The organism is Chachezhania antarctica (assembly GCF_003646465.1).
Lineage (GTDB): Bacteria > Pseudomonadota > Alphaproteobacteria > Rhodobacterales > Rhodobacteraceae > Chachezhania > Chachezhania antarctica.
Window position 1 is genome coordinate 47807 of record NZ_QZEX01000001.1, and the last position, 20374, is coordinate 68180.

Here is a 20374-nt window from a genome sequence, read left to right on the forward strand (position 1 = left end):
CCAACGTAGGAAGCGACAGCGCCAAGCACAAACGCACCAGTGGGCGCAACGCGCTGACTGGTGGCGATCCCGAATCAAACGGGACCGGAAGCCTGATCACTTCCGGAGATAGAAGGCGCGGATAAGCGGGGTACGGGTTGCTGTCAAGGGTGGCGGAGGTGGGCCGGCGGGCTACTATGCCGTTTCGTGGACGGGAGAACAGGTGCAATGGCAACAGACGGCGTGGTCTTCGTGGCCGTGGGAGAAGGCTATCGGGACCTGGCCTGCCAGGCGGCGCGCAGCGTGCGGGCGTTCAACCCGGGCCTTGCCGTCGATATCTTCACCGACGGGCCGGTGGCGGCGGACCTGTTCGATCAGGTCCGCGAGGTCCCCTCGCGGCATCCGCGGGTGAAGCTGGACTGTTTCGCCCGGTCCCGGTTCGAACGGACGCTGTATCTGGATTCGGATGTGCTGGTGCTGAGCGGGTTCGGCGATCTGTTCGATGTGCTCGACAGGTTTCCGCTGGCCATGGCCCATGATGTGCGGCGCAGGTCGCCGATGATCCGGCAGGGGCACGCGGTGGAAACGCCCTATGCTTTCCCGCAGCTCAATTCCGGTGTGTTCCTGTATCGGCGCGGGGAGGAGACGGCGGCGTTCTTCCGCGACTGGAAGCGGCGCTATGACGAGGCCGGTCACCTGCGCGACCAGATCACGCTGAAGGACCTGTTGTGGGAAAGCGATATCCGGTTCTACGTGCTTCCGCCCGAATTCAACCTGCGCCGTACGCCGATGCTGGATGCGTGGGAGCCTTTGGATGCGCGGCCGACGGTGGTGCATTCCCACCGGCTGCTTCAGCATATGCGCGGCAAGGGCCTTCGCGTGACAAGTGTGGCCGAGATTGCAGCCATGGAGCGCGCCGCCCTGGCCGAAGAATGGCGGCTGCACGTGGGCGATCCTGCGGAGAACACCGACCCTGTCGCGCGTTTCCGGGACGTGGACGAAGATTATGACAGCGGGCTGTGACCCTGTGTTTCACGTGCCGAGGGAATGAACGCATTCCTTCGACTGCCGCTGAAATGGCGCGCCAGCGGGTGGCACGCCCAAGCCGTCAGGCGCGCTGGTTTGATGCCCGGCCTGACTTACCGCAATCGAAAATCCGCGAAATCGCCGGTGCCGCGATCCGACTGGAACCGGATCCGTTCCCCGTTGCTGCGCACTTCCTGGCAATTGTAGCCAAGGTCATCGCCGCCCCAGTTCAACGAGCGGCAGAAATAGCCGTCCTGCCATTGCCAGTTGCCCGAAACCTTCCACGTCGCCCCGGTGCCCGTGATCTGCCCGTTCGGCGTGACCTGCAGCTTGACGAGCGGCCTGACCAGCGTCTGGCCTGACACGATCTCCCGGAACTGCGACTCGGATGAAATGCGCGGCAAATCGGCCAGCGCCGCGCCGGCCGTACAACTCAGCATCACCAGTGCCGACCAGAGACCCTGCCGGGGTCTGAAACCAAACCGAACCATGAGAAACCTCCGTCATCGATAGCCAATGAGGGGGATACGGGCACGCAGCCGGATCGGATCAATCGGTGTCTTCGGGGTCTAGAGTCCCAGAACGTCCAGCATCGAGTACTCTCCCGGCGCCTTGCCCTGCGCCCAGAGCGCGGCCTTCAGCGCGCCGCGGGCAAAGATCGCGCGGTCCGTGGCCACGTGGCGCAGGGTAATCCGCTCCCCGGCAGCGGCAAAAACCACGTCGTGCTCGCCAACCACATCCCCCATCCGCAACGCCGAAAACCCGATCTTGCCGCGTTCCCGCGCGCCGGTGATCCCGTCGCGGCCGCGGTCCGACATCTCCTTCAGCGAGATGCCCCGGCCTTCCGCCGCGGCCTCGCCCAGCATCAGCGCCGTACCCGACGGCGCGTCGACCTTCTTGTTGTGATGTGATTCGACGATCTCGATGTCGAAATCCTCGTCCAGCGCGGCGGCGACGGTCCGCGTCAGCTGCACCAGCAAATTCACGCCGAGGCTCATATTCCCGGCCCGCACGATGGGAACGCGCTGCGCGATACCCGCCAGGGCGGACAGGTCGGCCTCCTCGAAACCGGTCGTTCCGATGACATGCGCGGCCCCTGCCTGCGCCGCCGCTTCCGCGAAGGCCAGCGTTGCCGCGGGGGCGGTGAAATCCAGCACCGCCTGCGCCCCGTCAAAGGCTTGCGCGGGATCGTCCGACACGGTCACGCCCAGCGCGGTACCGCCCATGGCGGTGCCCAGATCCTGCCCCACCCATGCATGGCCCGGCCGTTCGACCGCGCCCGTCAGCCGCGCGGTTTCGCTGTCCAGCACGGTCCGGATCAGCATCTGACCCATGCGCCCCGAGGCACCCGTCACCACAATACCCGGCAGATTGCCCATGTTCCGCTTCCTTTTTTCGCCCCGGCCCCTTGCACTGGGCGTCTGCCTATCCAATCTTCCCTGCCTTGGCAAAGCCCCACCGAGGGCGTAGAGGGAGACCCATGGCAAAACCCCGGACCAACGATGGCACTTCGCACGGCCCGTCCCAGCGGCAACTCCGCGTGGGAGAGCTGATCCGGCGGACTCTGTCCGAGGTTCTGGCCCGCGGCGACGTCCACGATCCGGAGCTGAACCGGCTGTCGATCACGGTGGGCGAGGTCCGCACCTCTCCCGATCTGAAGATCGCCACCGCCTTCGTGCTGCCGCTGGGCGGCAAGGGGCAGGAGGACGTGATCGAGCTTCTCAGCCGCAACCGGGCGGAACTGCGGCGGATACTTGGCCGCAAGATGGCGCTGAAGCACACCCCGAACCTGCGCTTCCGGCTGGACGAGACCTTCGATCAGATGGACGACACCCGCCGCCTGTTCGATCAGGAAGCGGTGCGCCGCGATCTCGACACGTGAGGCGGTGCGCTGACAGCGCATCCCACCCGGGCCACGCGCCGCTGATCCAGGCGGCCCTGCTGGTGCTGGCTGCGCTTGTCCTCCTCCTGCTTTCGCTGACGAAGGCCCATGCCGTGGACTGCAAGGACATCACCCACAAGGGCGCCACCTATTCCGTCTGCGAGGTCGACCCGGCGCAGGAGGACATTCGCCTCTTCCTCTATGACAAGGAAGGTCTGCCCTATGGCCATTTCTCGGCCGTCGACAGCGCGCTGGAAGCAGACGGCAAGACGCTGGCCTTCGCCATGAACGCCGGCATGTACCACGCCGACCGCGCGCCGGTGGGCCTGTACGTCGAAAACGGGACCGAAGTCATGAACGTCGTCCCCGGCCCCGGTCCCGGAAATTTTGGCATGGTCCCGAACGGCATCTTCTGCGTGGGCGACGGCAGCGCCCAGGTCTACGAGACCGAAGATTTCCAGGACCGCGGACCGGCCTGCACCTTTGCCACCCAGTCCGGCCCCATGCTGGTGATCGCGGGCAAACTGCATCCCCGGTTCATCAAGGACAGCACGTCGCGCCATGTCCGCAACGGCGTCGGCACCTCGGCCGACGGCAGCCGCGTGGTCTTCGCGATCTCGCGCCAGGCGGTCAACTTCCACGATTTCGGCACCCTTTTCCGCGATATCCTCAAAACACCCAATGCGCTCTATTTCGATGGCAGCGTCTCCCGCCTTCATGCGCCTCAGATCAATCGTAGCGACCTGGGCCGCCAGCTCGGCCCCATCGTGGGCGTCGTCACCGACAAGAACTGATCCCTCAACTTCTTTGGTCGCAAGATACCTCCGGGGAGTCCGCGCAAAGCGCGGACGGGGGCAGAGCCCCCTGCCACGCCAACCACTCTTTCATCCCCGAAAGCAGTTGACCGCACCCCCGCCCCGGCGATAGGTGGCGCACCTCACGAACAGGATCGGCACGTACAGAATGGCACGCAAGGGGCGCGACATTTCCGGATGGCTGGTGGTGGACAAGCCCGCCGGCCCGACATCCACGGCAGTGGTCAACAAGGTCCGCTGGGCGTTCAACGCCAAGAAGGCCGGCCATGCCGGCACGCTCGATCCCGATGCGACCGGCGTTCTGGCCATTGCATTGGGCGAGGCCACGAAGACCGTGCCCTACGTGACCGACGCGCTGAAGGCCTACCGCTTCACGGTCCGGCTGGGCGCGTCCACCAATACCGACGATGCGGAAGGCGAGGTGCTGTCCACCTCCGACCTCCGCCCCACGGATGACCAGATCAAGGACGCGCTCGGCGCCTTCGTGGGCGATATCCAGCAGGTCCCGCCCGCCTTCTCGGCGGTCAAGATCGACGGCGAGCGCGCCTACAAACGCGCGCGCGACGGGGAAGAGGTCACGCTCGCCGCCCGCCCGCTCTGGGTCGAGGAGCTGTTGATGACAGGCCGCCCGGACGCGGACCATGTCGAACTGGAAATGATCTGCGGCAAGGGCGGCTATGTCCGCGCCATCGCCCGCGACCTGGGCGCAGCCTTGGGCTGCTACGGCCATGTCCTGACCCTGCGCCGCACGTGGTCCGGGCCCTTCGATGCCGAAGACGGCCTGACGCTCGACATGATCGAGGAGATGGCCCGCACGCCAGAGCTCGACACCCACCTGCAACCGCTGGAAACCGGTCTCGTCGACCTGCCGGAGCTGAAGGCGACTCCCGAAGGGACGGTCCGTCTGCGCAACGGCAATCCCGGGCAGGTGCTGCCGGGAGACGTGGAATATGGCGACGAGGCCTGGGCATCCTCGGACGGCCGCGCGGTGGCCGTGGGCATCTACAGATCGGGCGAGCTGCATCCGGCCCGCGTTTTCAACACCACGTGACGGGACCGGTCGAACGGACGCATGACGCGGACGGCACGCGGTCGACGGCGGTCTATTCGGCCTGCGAACGCTACCGCTATGCCCTGACCCGGGAATGGGACGCGTCGGCGGGGCGGATCACCTTCGTGATGCTGAACCCGTCAACCGCGTCCGAGCTTCGGAACGATCCCACCATCGAACGCTGTGAACGCCGGGCGCGGGCGTGGGGCTATGGTGCGTTCCGCGTGACGAACCTTTTCGCCTGGCGCGCCACTGACCCACGGGATCTGAAGCGTGCCGCCGAACCGGACGGGCCGGAGAACGAAGTCCGGGTGCTGGAAAGCGCAGCCTGGGCCGATCTCGTCCTCGCTGCCTGGGGCGTGCACGGCGCGCACAGGAACCGCGGCCCGGAAATCGCGGCGCTTTTGGGCGAAGCGGGAACGCCGGTGGCCCATCTGGGCCTCACCAAGGCCGGCCATCCCCGCCATCCGCTTTATGTCAGCTACGCCACCCGGCCCATCCCCTGGACCTGACCGCGGCCTTCAAGCGAACCGCCGCGCGCCTGTCCCGCGGGGAGGGCGGGCGGGAGCGGGACAGGCGCGCGGCCCGGCCAGGAAACCCGAAACCATTTGCCTTTTCGTCCCCAACCTTCTAATGCGCGTCGTCCCGGCCCGACTCACGAAGGTGCCGGAACCTGACACTCCACGGGCCTGTGCTGGACGACATCCCGGCCTGCGCCATAACCCTGAACCTCAAGGAGATCCCGATGTCGATCACTGCCGAAGAAAAAGCCCGCGTCATGAAGGACTTCGCCACCAAGGACGGCGACACCGGTTCGCCCGAAGTGCAGGTGGCCATCCTGACCTCGCGGATTTCGACGCTCACGGAACACTTCAAGACCCACAAGAAGGACAACCACGGCCGCCGTGGCCTTCTGAAGATGGTCGCCCAGCGCCGGAAGCTGCTGGATTACCTGAAGGCAAAGGATGAGGCCCGCTACAAGGACCTGATCGGCCGCCTCGGCATCCGCCGCTAAACGCTGCGCATCGGAATTAAGAAGGCCGCGGTCTCCGGATCGCGGCCTTTCGCGTTTCAAAGGGCTTTCTCAACGCCAGGACGTCAGCCACACCGATGCCGCCGTGATCCCGCCATAGGCGAGGATCGAAAGGGCTATGGCGATGAACACGGTCTCGACCCCCAGCCCGGTGACACGCGCCAGCACCAGCGCGCCACCGAAGGCCACCACCAGCCGCACAAAGCCCGCGGCAACCGGCCAGGCCACCCGGCCCGCCCCCTGGCCGGCAAAGTAAAGCGCAAGGCCAACGGCGAATGCGCCATAAACGGGACCCACTATCTGCAGATAGGCGCGGCCGGCCGCCCATGCGCCCGTTTCGGACGGATCAAGGAACAGGCCCAGCCACAGGTCCGGCGCCAGTGCCATGATCACGCCGATGCCGCCCACCAGCACCGCCGCGCCGGCGGTCCCGGTCCACGCGATGCGCAACGCCCGGGCGCTGGCGCCCGCGCCGATATTGGCGCCCACCATGGCGGTCATCGCCGTACCGATGCCGAAAACGACCGGGACCATCAGGAATTCAAGCCGCGCGCCCAGCCCGTAGCCAGCCAGCGCCTCCGGCCCGTACTGGCCGACCAGCCCGACCATCAGCACGACGATCAGAACCGTCTGCAGCGGGTTGAGCGACGCGACCATCCCAACCTTCAGGATCTCGCGAAAGTGCAGCCACCGAAGCCCGCGCACCGCGCCCTTCAGCGATAGCCCGGCCCGGCCCGACACGATGTAGCCTACGGCCAGCACCCCGCCCGCGCCGAACGCGATCACCTGCCCCAGCGCGAGCCCGGCGATCCCCAGCGACGGCAGCGCGCCCCAACCCAGCGCGAGGGCCCCCGACATCGGCACGGCGCTCAGCGACACGGCGACGAGCAAGACTGCGGGAACGCCCATGTTGCCGCTGCCGCGCAGCACGCTGAAAGCGGCGTTGCAGAACCAGATCGCGAAACAGAAGGGAAAGTAGATGGCGGCATAGCCCACCGCGCCGTCCAGCGCGGCTCCCGTGCCCCCCAGGAGCCGGAAGACCGCCGGGCCGAACGCCATCATGATCAGTGCCGAAACCGACGCCGCAACAAACGCGATCACGAACGCCGCAACGACGATCCGGCTGGCCTTTTCCGCATCGTGTTGCCCAAGCGCCCGCGCCACCGCAGCGGCCATTCCGCCACCCATCGAGCCCGCCGACAGCATCTGCGTCAGCATCGCCAGCGGGTAGACCAGCGCCAGGCTGGCCAGCGCGTCGACCCCCAGCTGGCCGGCATAGAACGCCTCGGCAATCGAATACGCCGCCATCACCAGCATCGACATCGCGTTCGGCAGCGCCAGCTTCGCCAGCGTGCCCGCGACAGGACCCTCCAGCAGCATCCGCGTGCGTGCCGCCGACCTCAAAGCCGCCGCCGATGGCGCGGGCATGCCTGCCGCGAGCGGGGAAACGGTCTGGTTCATGACGGATCTCCAGGTCAGTTCTAAATTAGAACTTACGGTAAGTTCCCTTTCGGAACCCGTCAAGCTGCGTTATACTCTCTCCATGAAATGGACCGAACTCAGACAGCAGACCTGCCCCGTGGCCCGCGGACTTTCCGTGGTGGGCGACAGGTGGACGCTGCTTGTTCTCCGCGATTGCTTCTTCGGCATCCGCCGGTTCGAACAGTTCCAGGAGCGGCTGGGCATCACCCGCCACGTTCTGGCCGACCGGTTGCGCACGCTGGAAAGCGGCGGCCTGTTGCGACGCGAGGCCTATCAGGACCGCCCCGTCCGCCACGAATACAGGCTGACGGACGCGGGCCGTGCCTTCTTCCCGACGCTGGTGTCGCTGATGGACTGGGCCGATACCCATGTGCCATCGGAAACCGGGCACTCGGTCACGCTCGTCTCGACCGATACAGGGGATCCGATCCGGCCGCTTCTGGTGGATCAGACCTCCGGCGCTCCGGTCACGGTCAGAAACACCCGCGCGCTGGCGCAGGGCGAACCATCGGACAAGGCGGGCTGACCTTCGTGGGCTCGGGCAAGGGCGCTTGCCGGGACCGGACAGGCACATGAAAAATTCAGTTCCAAAGCGGGCGCTTTTCGGATATGGCCCGCGCATCTGAAAGTGTGCCCCGGACCCCGGCACGCGACATCAAGGATGAGTGGGGTCGGCGGCAATGGGGCCGCCAATGACATGGGAGACCCGGGATACGCCCGGGAGCGCTCCCGAACAGGATACGCAAATGTTCAACATGACCACGAAGACAATGCAGTGGGGCGATGAAACGCTCACGCTGGAAACGGGCAAGGTTGCCCGTCAGGCCGACGGTTCGGTCATCGCCACGCTGGGCGAAACCACCGTCATGGCCAACGTGACTTTCGCGAAGGAGCAGAAGCCCGGCCAGGACTTCTTCCCCCTGACCGTCCACTACCAGGAAAAATACTATGCCGCCGGCAAGGTGCCGGGCGGCTTCTTCAAGCGCGAGGCACGGCCGACCGAAAAGGAAACGCTGACCGCGCGCCTGATCGACCGTCCGATCCGCCCGCTGTTCGTCCCCGGCTTCAAGCATGAAGTGCTGGTGATGTGCACCGTTCTGTCCTTCGACCAGGTCAACGATCCCGACGTCGTCGCGATGATCGCCGCCTCGGCCGCGCTGACGATTTCCGGCGTCCCCTTCATGGGCCCGATCGCCGGCTGCCGCGTTGGCTTCTCGGATGGCGAATACGTGCTGAACCCGGCCGTAGACGACATGCAGGGCATCCGCTCGAACCCGGACCAGCGGCTCGACCTCATCGTTGCGGGCACCCGCGACGCCGTGATGATGGTGGAATCGGAAGCCTACGAGCTGACCGAAGCCGAAATGCTGGGCGCCGTGAACTTCGCGCACGAGCAGATCAAGCCGGTCGTCGACCTGATCATCTCGCTGGCTGAAACCTCCGCGAAAGAGCCGTTCAACTTCACCCCGCCGGATTATTCCGATCTGTACGCTGCCGTGAAGGCCGCCGGTGAAGAGCAGATGCGCGCCGCTTTCGCGATCACCGACAAGCAGGAACGCACCACCGCCGTTTCCGCCGCGCGTGAAGCGATCCTGGGCCAGCTGTCCGACGAGCAGAAGGAAGACGGCAACCTCGGCTCCGCGATGAAGAAGCTGGAAGCGTCGATCCTGCGGGGCGACGTGGTGAAAGGCGGCAAGCGGATCGACGGTCGTTCGACGACGCAGGTCCGCCCGATCGTGGCCGAAACCGGCCTGCTGCCGCGGACCCACGGGTCGGCGCTGTTCACCCGCGGTGAAACGCAGGCGCTGGTCGTGGCGACTCTGGGCACGGGCGACGATGAACAGTTCATCGACGCACTGCACGGCAACTTCAAATCGAACTTCCTGCTGCACTACAACTTCCCGCCCTATTCGGTCGGCGAAGTGGGTCGTGTCAGCGGCCCCGGCCGTCGTGAAATCGGTCATGGCAAGCTGGCGTGGCGTGCGCTGCAGGCGGTTCTGCCTGCCGCGACCGATTTCCCCTACACGATCCGCCTCGTGTCCGAGATCACGGAATCCAACGGCTCGTCGTCGATGGCGTCGATCTGTGGCGGTTCGCTGTCGATGATGGATGCAGGCGTTCCGCTGAAAGCGCCGGTTGCCGGCGTGGCCATGGGCCTGATCCTGGAAGACGATGGCGACTATGCCGTCCTGACCGACATCCTGGGTGACGAAGACCACCTGGGCGACATGGACTTCAAGGTCGCGGGTACTGCCAACGGCATCACCTCGCTGCAGATGGACATCAAGGTCGCGGGCATCACGTCCGAGATCATGGAGAAAGCCCTGGCGCAAGCCAAGGACGGCCGGATGCACATCCTGGGCGAGATGTCGAAGGCGCTGGCGGAAACCAACGCGTTCTCCGTACATGCTCCGCGCATCGAGACCATGCAGATCCCGACCGACAAGATCCGGGAAGTCATCGGTTCCGGCGGCAAGGTCATCCGCGAGATCGTGGAAACAAGCGGCGCCAAGGTCGACATCAACGACGATGGCGTGATCAAGATCGCCTCGGCCGACGGTGAAGCGATCCAGCGTGCCTACGACATGATCTATTCGATCGTGGCCGAGCCGGAAGAAGGCAAGGTCTACACCGGCAAGGTCGTGAAGATCGTCGATTTCGGCGCCTTCGTGAACTTCTTCGGCAAGCGCGACGGCCTGGTCCACGTCTCCCAGATCGAAAACCGCCGCCTGAACCATCCCTCGGACGTTCTGAAGGAAGGCCAGGAAGTGAAGGTCAAGCTTCTGGGCTTCGACGATCGCGGCAAGGTACGCCTGTCGATGAAGGTCGTCGATCAGGAAACCGGCGAAGAAGTCGCGCCGGGCCAGAAAGAAGCCGAAGACGCCAGCTGAGGCTCGGTTCTTCAAAATTGCTGCGCACCGGGTTTCCGGTGCGCAGTCGTCGTCATGGCGTCTCCGGGCCGGACGTTATATCGACAGTAACCAGTACCAAGGTTTCGGAACGCAACGGGAATCTCAGGGATGGATAAGAGCTTCGCGCTTGCCGATGTCACAGTCGTCACCGTCAGTTTCAACAGCTCCGGACTTCTTCCGAAACTCATTGAATCGCTTCCCGCCGATGTGAACGTCGTCATCGTCGACAATGCCGGGCAGGATGGTGAGGCGCTGGACGCTCTGGCGCAGCCGGGCCGGATCAGGATTTTCCGGAACAACAAGAACGAAGGCTTCGGCAACGCCTGCAACTTCGGCGTCAAGCAGGTCGAAACCGAGTTTGTCTTCCTTCTGAACCCCGACATCATCGTCCATGAAGGCGCCATCGAAGCGCTTCTGGAGACCGTCAAGCGCCACCAACTGCCGGCGGCCTACAATCCCCGCATTTCGAATGCCGATGGAACGCCCTATTTCAAGCGGCGTTCGGTCCTGCTGCCCCGAAAGGAATGGCTGCCGCGCGGCTGGCCGGACGGAGAAACGCAGGTGCCCGTCCTCAGCGGGTCGGCGATCTTTGCGAGCCAACGTTTGCTGCTGCGTTTCCAGTTCGACCCGCAGATCTTCATGTATCACGAGGACGACGACCTGTCGCTTCGGATGCGCGAGGCCGGCATCAAGCTGTATTTCATCCCGGACGCGCATGTCACGCACGCGGCCGGGACGTCATCGGGCAAGAACCCCGAGGTCGTTCGTTTCAAGGCGTTTCACCTGGGCAAGTCCCGCGTCAACGCGCTGAAGACCTATGAACGCCCCTTCCCGCGTATCCGATCGAACCTTCGCGCCATCGCGCAGCTTCTGTCCCCGGAAAATCTGACGTCGCCGCAACGGCGGGCCAAGAATCTTGGCTTTTTCGAAGGCGTCCGAAAGCCGGCCAAACGATACACGCACCCCAGCGAAATGGTTCGCAAGTCGAGCCGCCTGCCCTGGTGGAAGATCAAGCGCGAGGTCACGCGGCTGTTCAACCAGATCCTTGCGGTGCCGCGCGGGATCTACAACTACTTCTTCGCGACGCTGTTCTACGATGTGTTCCAGGCCAAGAACATCCACGTGTTCGATGGTCAGGTGCCCCAGGCCGGCAAGATCGCCGTCTACCTGATCTTCCCAAGCCGCGGGCTTCTGGAAAGCCACAAACGCTCGCTCGAACACATTCGCGCGGCCGGCTACGCGCCGCTTGTCGTGTCGAACCTGCCGATCAGCGAAGAGGATGCGGACTACCTGCGCGAAGTGTCCTGGCGCTACATCCTGCGCCCGAACATCGGCTACGATTTCGGTGGCTACCGCGAAGGCTTCCTGACTCTGCGGCCGCTCCTGGGCACGCTGGAGCGGCTGGTGTTCCTGAACGATTCATCGTGGTTCCCGCTGCCAGAAACCGACAACTGGCTGCTGGAAGCGGAAAAACAGGATCTCGACTATGTCGGCGCCGCCACCAGCTTCGGCATCCCCAAGGTGGCGCGCGATCGTTATGAAACGATCAAATGGGATTTCGATCCGACGCTGAGCGAGTTTCACTACTGCTCCTACGCGATCTCGGTCGGGCCGCGGATCCTGCAGGACAAGCGATACACGCGCTTCTGGAAGGGCTACCAGCTGACCGAAAAGAAGAACAAGGTCGTGCGTTACGGCGAAATGGGCATGAGCCGTTTTGCCATCGACAAGGGATTTTCACACGGCGCGACCTACGACATCCGCACCCTGCCCGACACGCTGAACGGCTGCACGGATGACGAGCTGAACTACTACGCGCGGAACATGATCTACCTGAACGAATGGATCATGAAGCAGGTGCTGGATTCCACCCTGCCCTATCTCGACGCACGCCAGTCGCCGGCGGCCCGGGACGAAGTGATCAAGCTGATCCTGGCCACGGTCGCGCGCTTCGGTGTCAGCTACGTGGTGCCGGAACTGCTGTGGGAAAAGCACCGCTTTCCGTTCCTCAAGAAATCGCCCGTGGGCAACAACAAGCACGAATCCGACGTGATGTACGATCTGGCGTGCCGCTTCGATGGCATCGACGGGGAAATCATCCGCAAGGAAATGGAAGACACCCGCCGCGCGAAGGGGCTTCTGGACGCTCAGGATACAACCGGCTGAGCGGAATGGCGGCCGCACGCTAGGTGCAGCCGCCGGTCTGGCCGGTTATTCCGGCGATTTTGTCATGCGCAGGTAGGGCAGCACGGTCGTGAACTCGCCGAACTTGGCCTTGGCGTCTTCGTCGGACACCGCCGTCGGGATGATCACGTCGTCGCCCGTGTTCCAGTTCGCCGGTGTCGCCACGCCGTTCGTCGTCGACATCTGCAGCGCGTCCAGCGCGCGCAGCACCTCGGCGAAGTTGCGGCCGACGGTCATGGGATAGGTCATGGACAGCTTCAGCTGCTTGTCCGGCCCGATGATGAAGACCGACCGCACGGTCGCGCTGTGGGCCGGCGTGCGCCCGTCGGGCAGGTACGCCTCGGCCGGCAGCATGTCGAAGGCCTTGGACACTTCCAGCCCTTCATCCGCGATGATGGGGAAGGCCGCGGGGCCGCCCGCCACCTTCTCGATATCGCCTTTCCAGCCGCGGTGATCCTCGATCCCGTCAACGGAAACGCCGATCACGTTGGTGCCGCGCTTGGCCCATTCGTCGGCGAGTTGGGCGACGGCGCCGAATTCGGTGGTGCAGACCGGGGTGTAATCCTTGGGGTGCGAGAACAGGATCGTCCAGTTATCACCGATGAAATCGTGAAAGCTGATCGGTCCCTGATCGGTCTCGGCCGTGAAATCGGGCACGGTGTCGTTGATGCGCAGGCTCATTGGGGTCCTCCTTTGCCACGGGTGGTCGTGGGTGAGTCGCGGCGCATCCTAGCCGGACGCGGCGGGAGCTTCACCCACTCTCTTGCCCCCGATCCTGACGGATGACAGAGTACGCGCGATTCCGCCCCGCCGGACCCACTGCCGGGGCCATCCGTTTTCGAGGGAGTATCGTCATGATCGAGAAACGCGATTTCTACATCAACGGCCAATGGGTCGCCCCCGCCACCGCGCGCGACCACCAGGTCATCGACCCGTCGACGGAAGAGCCCTGCGCCGTGATCTCGCTGGGCGACAAGGCCGACACCGACGCCGCCGTGGCCGCCGCCAAGGCCGCCCTTCCAGGCTGGATGGCGCTGGATCCGGCCGAGCGCATCGGCTACGTCGAAAAGCTGATCGAGGTCTACAAGGACCGGGCCGAGGATCTGGCCCAGGCGATGACGTCCGAGATGGGCGCGCCGATCGACCTGGCGCGCACCGCGCAGGTCGGTGCCGGGATCGGCCACCTGAAGAACTTCGTGCGGGCCGCCAAGGGCTTCGAATTCGACCGTCCGCTGGGCGATCATGCCCCGAACGACCGCATCATCTATGAAGCCGTGGGCGTGGCCGGGCTGATCACGCCGTGGAACTGGCCGATGAACCAGATCACGCTGAAATTCGGCGCGGCAGCCATTGCCGGCTGCACCATGGTGATGAAGCCTTCGGAAGAAAGCCCGCTGAACGCGATTATCTTCGCCGAACTGGTCGATGCCGCGGGCTTCCCCGCCGGTGTCTTCAACCTTGTCAACGGTGACGGGGCCGGCGTGGGCACACAGCTGTCCAGCCATCCGGATGTCGACATGATCTCGTTCACCGGTTCGACGCGCGCGGGCAAGCTGATCTCGGTCGCCGCCGCGGATACTCTGAAGAAGGTGCACCTGGAGCTTGGCGGCAAGGGCGCCAACGTGATCTTCCAGGATGCCGACGAAAAGGCCGTGAAGCGTGGCGTTCTGCACATGATGAACAACTCGGGCCAAAGCTGTAACGCGCCGTCGCGGATGATGGTGCAAAGCTCGGTCTACGATGCGGCGGTGGAAACGGCGGCGGAAGTGGCCGGCATGGTCACCGTGGGCAACGCCCATGACGAAGGCCGCCATATCGGCCCCGTCGTGAACGCGACCCAGTTCGACAAGATCCAGGCGCTGATCCAGAAGGGCATCGACGAAGGCGCGCGCCTTGTCGCCGGCGGCACGGGCCGCCCGGACGGCTTCAACCGCGGCTTCTTCGTGAAACCCACGGTCTTTGCCGACGTGACCCCGGACATGACCATCGCGAACGAGGAGATCTTCGGCCCCGTGCTGTCGATCATGAAGTTCGAGACGGAGGAAGAGGTCGTCGCACTTGCCAACGATACGCCCTACGGCCTGACGAACTACGTTCAGACGCAGGACGGTGCCCGCGCCAACCGCATGGCCCGCCTCCTGCGGTCGGGCATGGTCGAAATGAACGGCCAGCCCCGCGGCGCAGGTGCACCCTTCGGCGGCATGAAGATGTCGGGCAACGGCCGCGAAGGCGGTGTCTTCGGGATCGAGGACTTCCTGGAAGTGAAGGCCGTCAGCGGCTGGACGCCCGAAGCCCACGCGGCCGAGTAACGCCGCGTACGCGCCGGGCCCTGCCCGGCGCGTAGCATCGTGTGCGCGCCGCAAGGCGCGCTCCGCTTGATAACGGCGGATCATGGGTCGGGTGTGGGAAAATCGCGCCCTCACCGGCCCGCCCACCCACCCCGGCGCAGGCCTGCGGCCTGCACCGACCGGTTCAGGCGCGATTCGGCGCGCAACGCGCCGCGTGCTAAAAATTCGGTGCTGCGCGGAATCTCAGGGATGGGCCGCCATCCGGAGATGCGATCCGCAGTTCCTCGGCATGCAGCATCATGCGCGGGGCCTCGTCCAGCCCACCGGAATAAAGCGGATCCCCAAGGATCGGATGCCCCAGCGCCAGCATGTGCACCCGCAACTGGTGGGTGCGCCCTGTCTTCGGACTCAGCTTCACCCGCGTCGCCCCGTCCTCCCAGCGCTGCACACGCCAGTCGGTCAGCGCCTCGCGCCCGGTCTCCTGGCAGACCATCTGCCGCGGCCGGTTCGGCCAGTCCACCGTGAGGGGCAGATCCACCGTGCCCGTTCTGGGCTCCAGCCGCCCGGCCACCCGCGCCACGTAGGTCTTCCGCGTGCGCCGCGTTTCGAATTCCATCGACAGGAACCGCTGCGCATGAGGCGTCATCGCGAAGATCATCACCCCCGACGTATCCCGATCCAGCCGGTGCACCGTCAGCGCCGTCGGAAACGCCGCCTGCACCCGTGCCATCATGCAATCCGCCAGATGCGCGCCCTTCCCGGGCACCGACAAGAGCCCGTCGGGCTTCATCACCGCCACAATGTCGGCGTCGTGATGCAGGACCTCCAGTGGATCCTGCGGCGGATTGTACTCGGAACTCTCGGCCATGGCGCGTCCTACCGCCCTCGTCCCGCCCCGGCAACCCAAGGTCATCCTTGCCGCAGCCACGGTGCGGAGCCACTCTGCCGGAAAGGGAGGACCCCACCATGCACCCAACCATCGCTCGCACTGTCGAGATCGTCTCCAAAGGCCGAGAGGAACTGATCCACGAGGTTCTGGCCGAAAACGTTCGCTTCCAGCCGCCCACCTACTGGGCCACGTGGGAAGGCCGCGCGCCCGTGGCCGCCGTGCTGGGGCATGTTGGCAAGGTCTTCTCCGACTTCCGCTATCGGCGCATCATGGGTGACGGCAACGATTGGGCGCTGGAATTCCAGTGCAAGATCGGGGATCTCGATGCCGTGGGCGTGGATCTTCTGACGTTGAATGACGACGGGCTGATCGAAACATTCGAGGTCGTCATGCGCCCGTTGAAATCCATCTCCGCCCTGCGCGAGGCGATGAATGAACGCGTCTCAACCGATCCGCGCTTTGCCGAGTTCCGGAAGGCCCTCTCGTAAGGTCGGAATCCTAACCGGCCGGCAGATCGCTGAACCCCAGCAGGATGCCGTAGATCACGAAGCACACGGCCAGCAGCCGGCGCACCCAGACGTTGAAGACGGCGGCCAGCGCCGACCGCCCCATCAGCGCGCCAAGGGCGGTGTAGCTGCAATAGCTCATCGCGGTGATGACCAGCGCAGTGGGCACGATCACCTGCATCTGCGTCCAGATCGGCACGCCGGGTTCGACGAACTGCGAAAAGGCGGCAAGGTAGCCGGCCACGCTTTTCGGGTTGATCGTCGCCACTGCCAGTGCATGCAGGTAGATATGGCTGGCCGGTTTCTCGGTCAGCTCGACCGTCTTGCCCGCAACCAGCCAGCCCCGTATTCCCAGCCCGATCAGCACCAGAGCGCCCGCGATCTTCAGCGCCATGAACGCCTGCGGCGCCGCCACCAGCAGCGCCGTCACGCCAAGCGCCGACAGGATCATGAACAATGTCGCCTGGGTCAGGATCCCAAGCACGCCCGGCAGCGCCCGCACGAAACCGAAGGCCAGCCCGTTGGAAATGCAGTTCACCGCGTTCGGCCCGGGCGTCGTCACGAAGACGACCCAGAACAGCGAAAAGACGATCCAGGCATCGACGCTCACAGAAGCGTACTCCGATCATGGTTTCATGGAAATCCAGCCGGGCGGACCATAGGCCCGGGTCCTGCGACGCTCAATGGCCGACCTTGGATCACCTTTTTCCGGAAATTCGGAACAATCGCGAATTCGTGACGTTTCCAATTCAGACTTCCCAAAGTCGGATAACCCGCTACGGTGCCGCCACTGTTCGGGTCCGTTCGGCGACCCACTAAATGGAGTAGACAATGACCAAGTTCCGTATCCTCACCTCGACCGCGGCCGCCGCCGCTGCATCCCTGGCCCTGGCTGCGCCCGCAATGGCAGAGGATCGTATCGAAGTCGGCACTCTGAAATGCGACGTCGAGGGCGGTCTGGGCCTGATCCTGGGGTCGCAGAAGGAAATGACCTGCACCTACGACGCGAAGGATGGCGGCGTTCAGACCTATACCGGCAAGATCACCAAGGTCGGCATCGACATCGGCAAGACCACTGGCAGCCACATCACGTGGAAGGTCCTGGCAACCACGGGCAAGCATGATGCGGGCGAACTGGCAGGCACCTATGCAGGTGTCGGTGGCGAAGTGACCGTGGCCGGCGGCATCGGTGCAAACGCACTGATCGGCGGCTTCGACAACTCGTTCGCCCTGCAGCCGTTCAGCGTTTCGACCCAGTCGGGCGCCAACGTGGCACTGGCCGTAGAAACGGTGAAGCTCGTTTACGTCCCCGCCAGCTGATCGGCTGACGCTGGAACGACGAATCGGGTGCGCGCTGCACCCGGTTCAGATCCGCCCGAACGTCCGGGCCAGGATCCCTGACAGGCCGTCGGCGTCCGCCTCCGTGAACGCCTCCGGCCTGTCGCTGTCGATATCGAAGACGGCAATCACCTCTCCCGCACTGTTGAACACCGGCAGAACCAGTTCCGACCGGGTCGATGAGGCGCAGGCGATATGCCCGGGGAACGCGTCGACATCCGGGACAAGCTGAACCTTTCCCGTCCGCGCCGCGGCGCCGCAGACGCCCTTGTCGAAGGGTATCGTCAGGCAGCCATGGCCGCCCTGGTAGGGGCCGATCTTCAGCAGGCCCTCGGACACCACACGATAGAACCCGGTCCAGTCGAACCGGTCATCCGCGTGATGCACCTCGCAGGCCAGCGTCGCCATCAGAGCGACCGGGTCCGCCTCTCCTTCGACCAGCGAGGCGACGGTCCTCGTCAGTTCCGAATAATCCACCTGGGCCATCAGCCGTCCCTTTCCAGTTCGTGTCCAGCACCCGCCCCGGGTCCCGGGGGCGGGCACCGCGCCCATCTCGCCCGAGGCGGGTCGGCCCGTGCCGCAGGCACGGGCCGAGGGTTGGGCGGGCGGGCCCGCCGAGGGCGAGATTTCCGCCCGCTACGCTCAGACCCGCTCGATGGCGATGGCCGTGCCCTCGCCGCCACCGATGCAGATCGCGGCCACACCGCGCTTCAGCCCGCGCTTTTCCAGCGCGTTCAACAGCGTCACGATGATCCGCGCGCCCGACGCGCCGATCGGATGCCCCAGCGCGCAGGCCCCGCCGTTCACGTTCACCTTCTCGCGCGGCAGGCCCATCTCCTGCATGAAGGCCATCGGCACCACGGCAAAGGCTTCGTTCACTTCCCACAGGTCCACGTCATCGACCGACCAGCCGATCCGTTCCAGCAGCTTCTGCGCCGCAGGCACCGGCGCTGTCGAGAACCATGCCGGCGCCTGCGCGTGGGAGGCATGGCCCAGAACCCGCGCCCGTACCGTCAGCCCGCGCGCCAGGGCCGCCTCCTCGGACGCCAGCACCAGCGCCGCCGCCCCGTCCGAGATCGACGACGCATTCGCCGCTGTCACCGTCCCGTCCTTGCGGAAGGCGGGCTTCAGCGTCGGGATCTTGTCCGGCCGCGCGCTTTTCGGCTGCTCGTCCTCCCCATGCTCCGCTTCGCCCTTGCGGGACTTCACCGTGACCGACACGATTTCATCCCCGAAGGCGCCGCTTTCCATCGCCGCCAGCGCGTTCGAGAGCGACCCCAGCGCGTATTCATCCTGCGCCTCGCGGGTGAACTGGTACTTCTCGGCGCAATCCTCGGCGAAGGTGCCCATCAGGCGGCCCTTGTCATAGGCGTCCTCCAGACCGTCGAGGAACATGTGATCCATCGCCTGCGCATGGCCCATCCGGGCGCCAGCGCGCATGGTGGGCATCAGGTAGGGGGCGTTGGTCATGCTCTCCATGCCGCCGGTTACCATCACCTCGGTCTGGCCAAGGGCGATCTGGTCGAAACCCAGCATCGCCGCCTTCATGCCCGACCCGCACATCTTGTTCAGCGTCGTGGCCGGCACCTCTTCGCCCAGACCGGCGTGAAAGCCCGCCTGCCGCGCCGGGGCCTGGCCCTGTCCCGCGGGCAGAACGCAGCCCATCAGAACTTCGTCCACCGTCGCGGCCTTCGCGCCCTCCAGCGCCGCGCGGATCGCAGCGCCCCCCAGTTCCGAGGCCGTGACACCCGCAAAGATACCCTGAAAGCCGCCCATCGGCGTCCGCGCCGCACCGGCGATTACCACGTTCTTCATGAAATCCTCCTGATCCGCGCCGTCGTGGCGCGCCTTATTCCGGCCCTGCATACCGAATGCTAAGGATTGGCGTCTAGGCTCCGTCTTTGAACAGCTGCCTGAAGGAGCCAGCGATGAGTTTGACGAGCCGGACAATGGGTGATGTCAGCGTGGTAAATGTGGATGTCGATCGGATCGACGCAGCCATCGCCATCCAGTTCAAGGAAGACATGCGGGCCGCAACGCAGGATGGCGCGCCGCGGGTGATCCTTGATCTTTCCAAGGTCGATTTCATCGATTCCAGCGGGCTTGGCGCCATCGTCGCGATCCGCAAGCAATTGGGGGAGGAACGGCAACTCGATCTTGCCGGGCTGACCTCCACGGTGAAAAAGGTCTTCCAGCTCACCCGGATGGACACCGTGTTCAAGATCTACCCGGATGCAGAAACGGCGGTTTCGGCCGCCGCGGCCTGAGCCACCGGGTGGCATGACTTTCAACCGGACGGGACAGCCGGCATGACAGCGACAGGCCGCATTCTGGAGTTCGACTTCGCCGCCACTGACGTGGCAACGCGAAGGGCGCTCGCCGGCCTGACCCACCGCCTGCCCGAGCTTGAAATCGGGCCCGACATGGGCGGCTGCATCGAGATCGTCCTTGCCGAAGCGCTGAACAATGTCGTCGAACACGCCTATGCGGCCCGGCCCGGGGGCAAGATCCGCGTGCGGCTGCGCCGGACGAGGTCCCACCTGGTCGTCACCATTCGCGACACGGGCCGCCCATTCCCGGGCAAGCGCCTGCCGCCCTTCGTGGAACTGGACCTCAGCGGCTCGCTCGACAGCCTGCCGGAGGGCGGGTTCGGCTGGTCCCTGATTCGAGACCTGACAGGCGCCGTCCGCTATCGCCACATCAGCGGGGTGAATGTTCTTTACCTCAGGATGGATCTCGATCCGGCGAATGCGCCCTGCCGAAAAACGATGTTCGGGTAGGCCGGTCGGTGGACGGTCGCCCGCGCCAAGCCTGCAACAGGCAAGGCCCGGGGTCCCATGTTCCGACCCGTCGCAGCATTGCCCGAAAACGGCCCCAATGGCTCCACAAGCCCGCCCGATTGGCGGGGTACGAAATCTCTTGTAGCTGGAAACAGCTTCCCCGGCGTCGCGTGCCCATGCCCCCACCCAATACGCGGCGCCGGTGACCT

The 20374-nt window shown here is 65.2% G+C and carries 22 protein-coding genes; 14 read left to right on the top strand and 8 right to left on the bottom strand.

The window, feature by feature from the left end:
• Positions 1-207 precede the first annotated feature (207 nt).
• Positions 208-1002, top strand: a complete 795-nt coding sequence (locus tag D4754_RS00275) for a glycosyltransferase family protein (RefSeq protein ID WP_121060497.1) — start codon at positions 208-210, stop codon at positions 1000-1002.
• 116 nt (positions 1003-1118) lie between these two features.
• Here D4754_RS00275 and D4754_RS00280 read toward each other — a convergent pair whose 3' ends face one another.
• Both D4754_RS00280 and dapB read right to left on the bottom strand, forming a co-directional pair.
• The gene (locus tag D4754_RS00280) at positions 1119-1445 is read right to left on the bottom strand and encodes a dihydrodipicolinate reductase (RefSeq protein ID WP_121061546.1); all 327 of its coding nucleotides are present in this window, start codon (positions 1443-1445) and stop codon (positions 1119-1121) included.
• A 129-nt stretch (positions 1446-1574) separates the two neighbouring features.
• On the bottom strand, positions 1575-2384 hold the full coding sequence (dapB, locus tag D4754_RS00285) for a 4-hydroxy-tetrahydrodipicolinate reductase (protein ID WP_121060499.1): 810 nt from the start codon (positions 2382-2384) through the stop codon (positions 1575-1577).
• A 101-nt stretch (positions 2385-2485) separates the two neighbouring features.
• On the opposite strand from dapB, the gene rbfA reads away from it, so the two are divergent.
• From rbfA to rpsO, 5 genes are all read left to right on the top strand, one after another.
• Complete coding sequence (rbfA, locus tag D4754_RS00290; protein WP_121060501.1) at positions 2486-2887, top strand: 30S ribosome-binding factor RbfA; 402 nt, start codon at positions 2486-2488, stop codon at positions 2885-2887.
• 59 nt (positions 2888-2946) lie between these two features.
• On the top strand, positions 2947-3681 hold the full coding sequence (locus D4754_RS00295) for a phosphodiester glycosidase family protein (protein WP_121061547.1): 735 nt from the start codon (positions 2947-2949) through the stop codon (positions 3679-3681).
• Between the two features lie 169 nt (positions 3682-3850).
• Entirely contained in the window at positions 3851-4753 is a 903-nt protein-coding gene (truB, locus tag D4754_RS00300) for a tRNA pseudouridine(55) synthase TruB (RefSeq protein ID WP_121060503.1), read from the top strand.
• The gene (locus tag D4754_RS00305) at positions 4750-5265 is read left to right on the top strand and encodes a DUF1643 domain-containing protein (RefSeq protein ID WP_121060505.1); all 516 of its coding nucleotides are present in this window, start codon (positions 4750-4752) and stop codon (positions 5263-5265) included. The genes truB and D4754_RS00305 overlap by 4 nt, the downstream gene beginning before the upstream one ends.
• A 233-nt stretch (positions 5266-5498) precedes the next feature.
• Positions 5499-5768 carry a 30S ribosomal protein S15 gene (rpsO, locus tag D4754_RS00310; RefSeq protein ID WP_121061548.1) on the top strand — a complete coding sequence of 90 codons (270 nt, stop codon included), beginning with the start codon at positions 5499-5501 and terminating at the stop codon, positions 5766-5768.
• Between the two features lie 69 nt (positions 5769-5837).
• On the opposite strand, the gene D4754_RS00315 is transcribed toward rpsO, so the two are convergent.
• Entirely contained in the window at positions 5838-7247 is a 1410-nt protein-coding gene (locus D4754_RS00315; RefSeq protein ID WP_121060507.1) for an MATE family efflux transporter, read from the bottom strand.
• 82 nt (positions 7248-7329) lie between these two features.
• Here D4754_RS00315 and D4754_RS00320 point away from each other — a divergent pair, with 82 nt between their 5' ends.
• The 3 genes from D4754_RS00320 to D4754_RS00330 all read left to right on the top strand — a co-directional run bounded on the left by D4754_RS00320 (position 7330) and on the right by D4754_RS00330 (position 12346).
• Positions 7330-7794, top strand: coding sequence for a winged helix-turn-helix transcriptional regulator (locus tag D4754_RS00320; protein WP_121060509.1), 465 nt, complete (start codon positions 7330-7332; stop codon positions 7792-7794).
• Between the two features lie 220 nt (positions 7795-8014).
• Positions 8015-10159, top strand: coding sequence for a polyribonucleotide nucleotidyltransferase (pnp, locus tag D4754_RS00325; protein WP_121060511.1), 2145 nt, complete (start codon positions 8015-8017; stop codon positions 10157-10159).
• Between the two features lie 129 nt (positions 10160-10288).
• Positions 10289-12346, top strand: coding sequence for a glycosyltransferase (locus tag D4754_RS00330; protein ID WP_121060513.1), 2058 nt, complete (start codon positions 10289-10291; stop codon positions 12344-12346).
• A 45-nt stretch (positions 12347-12391) separates the two neighbouring features.
• Here the strand turns inward: D4754_RS00330 and D4754_RS00335 are convergent, their stop codons facing one another.
• On the bottom strand, positions 12392-13045 hold the full coding sequence (locus D4754_RS00335) for a peroxiredoxin (protein WP_121060514.1): 654 nt from the start codon (positions 13043-13045) through the stop codon (positions 12392-12394).
• Between the two features lie 173 nt (positions 13046-13218).
• Here D4754_RS00335 and D4754_RS00340 point away from each other — a divergent pair, with 173 nt between their 5' ends.
• Positions 13219-14673 (top strand): aldehyde dehydrogenase family protein, encoded by a 1455-nt coding sequence (locus D4754_RS00340; protein WP_121060516.1) that lies wholly within the window; start codon positions 13219-13221, stop codon positions 14671-14673.
• A 196-nt stretch (positions 14674-14869) separates the two neighbouring features.
• Here the strand turns inward: D4754_RS00340 and D4754_RS00345 are convergent, their stop codons facing one another.
• Positions 14870-15520 carry a pseudouridine synthase gene (locus D4754_RS00345; RefSeq protein ID WP_121060518.1) on the bottom strand — a complete coding sequence of 217 codons (651 nt, stop codon included), beginning with the start codon at positions 15518-15520 and terminating at the stop codon, positions 14870-14872.
• A 98-nt stretch (positions 15521-15618) separates the two neighbouring features.
• Between D4754_RS00345 and D4754_RS00350 the strand changes: the two genes are divergently transcribed.
• Complete coding sequence (locus D4754_RS00350) at positions 15619-16029, top strand: nuclear transport factor 2 family protein (RefSeq protein ID WP_121060520.1); 411 nt, start codon at positions 15619-15621, stop codon at positions 16027-16029.
• A gap of 10 nt (positions 16030-16039) precedes the next feature.
• On the opposite strand, the gene D4754_RS00355 is transcribed toward D4754_RS00350, so the two are convergent.
• Positions 16040-16657 carry a LysE family translocator gene (locus D4754_RS00355; protein ID WP_121060522.1) on the bottom strand — a complete coding sequence of 206 codons (618 nt, stop codon included), beginning with the start codon at positions 16655-16657 and terminating at the stop codon, positions 16040-16042.
• Positions 16658-16878: 221 nt separating this feature from the next.
• Here D4754_RS00355 and D4754_RS00360 point away from each other — a divergent pair, with 221 nt between their 5' ends.
• Positions 16879-17367, top strand: a complete 489-nt coding sequence (locus tag D4754_RS00360; protein WP_121060524.1) for a DUF992 domain-containing protein — start codon at positions 16879-16881, stop codon at positions 17365-17367.
• Between the two features lie 45 nt (positions 17368-17412).
• On the opposite strand, the gene D4754_RS00365 is transcribed toward D4754_RS00360, so the two are convergent.
• Both D4754_RS00365 and D4754_RS00370 read right to left on the bottom strand, forming a co-directional pair.
• Entirely contained in the window at positions 17413-17871 is a 459-nt protein-coding gene (locus tag D4754_RS00365) for a GAF domain-containing protein (RefSeq protein WP_121060526.1), read from the bottom strand.
• Between the two features lie 156 nt (positions 17872-18027).
• Positions 18028-19200: a thiolase family protein gene (locus D4754_RS00370; RefSeq protein WP_121061549.1), complete on the bottom strand. Its 1173-nt coding sequence runs from the start codon at positions 19198-19200 to the stop codon at positions 18028-18030.
• 113 nt (positions 19201-19313) lie between these two features.
• On the opposite strand from D4754_RS00370, the gene D4754_RS00375 reads away from it, so the two are divergent.
• On the top strand, positions 19314-19652 hold the full coding sequence (locus tag D4754_RS00375) for an STAS domain-containing protein (RefSeq protein WP_121060528.1): 339 nt from the start codon (positions 19314-19316) through the stop codon (positions 19650-19652).
• A gap of 42 nt (positions 19653-19694) precedes the next feature.
• A complete protein-coding gene (locus D4754_RS00380; RefSeq protein ID WP_121060530.1) occupies positions 19695-20165 on the top strand; it encodes an ATP-binding protein in 471 nt (156 codons plus the stop codon).
• Positions 20166-20374: the final 209 nt, after the last annotated feature.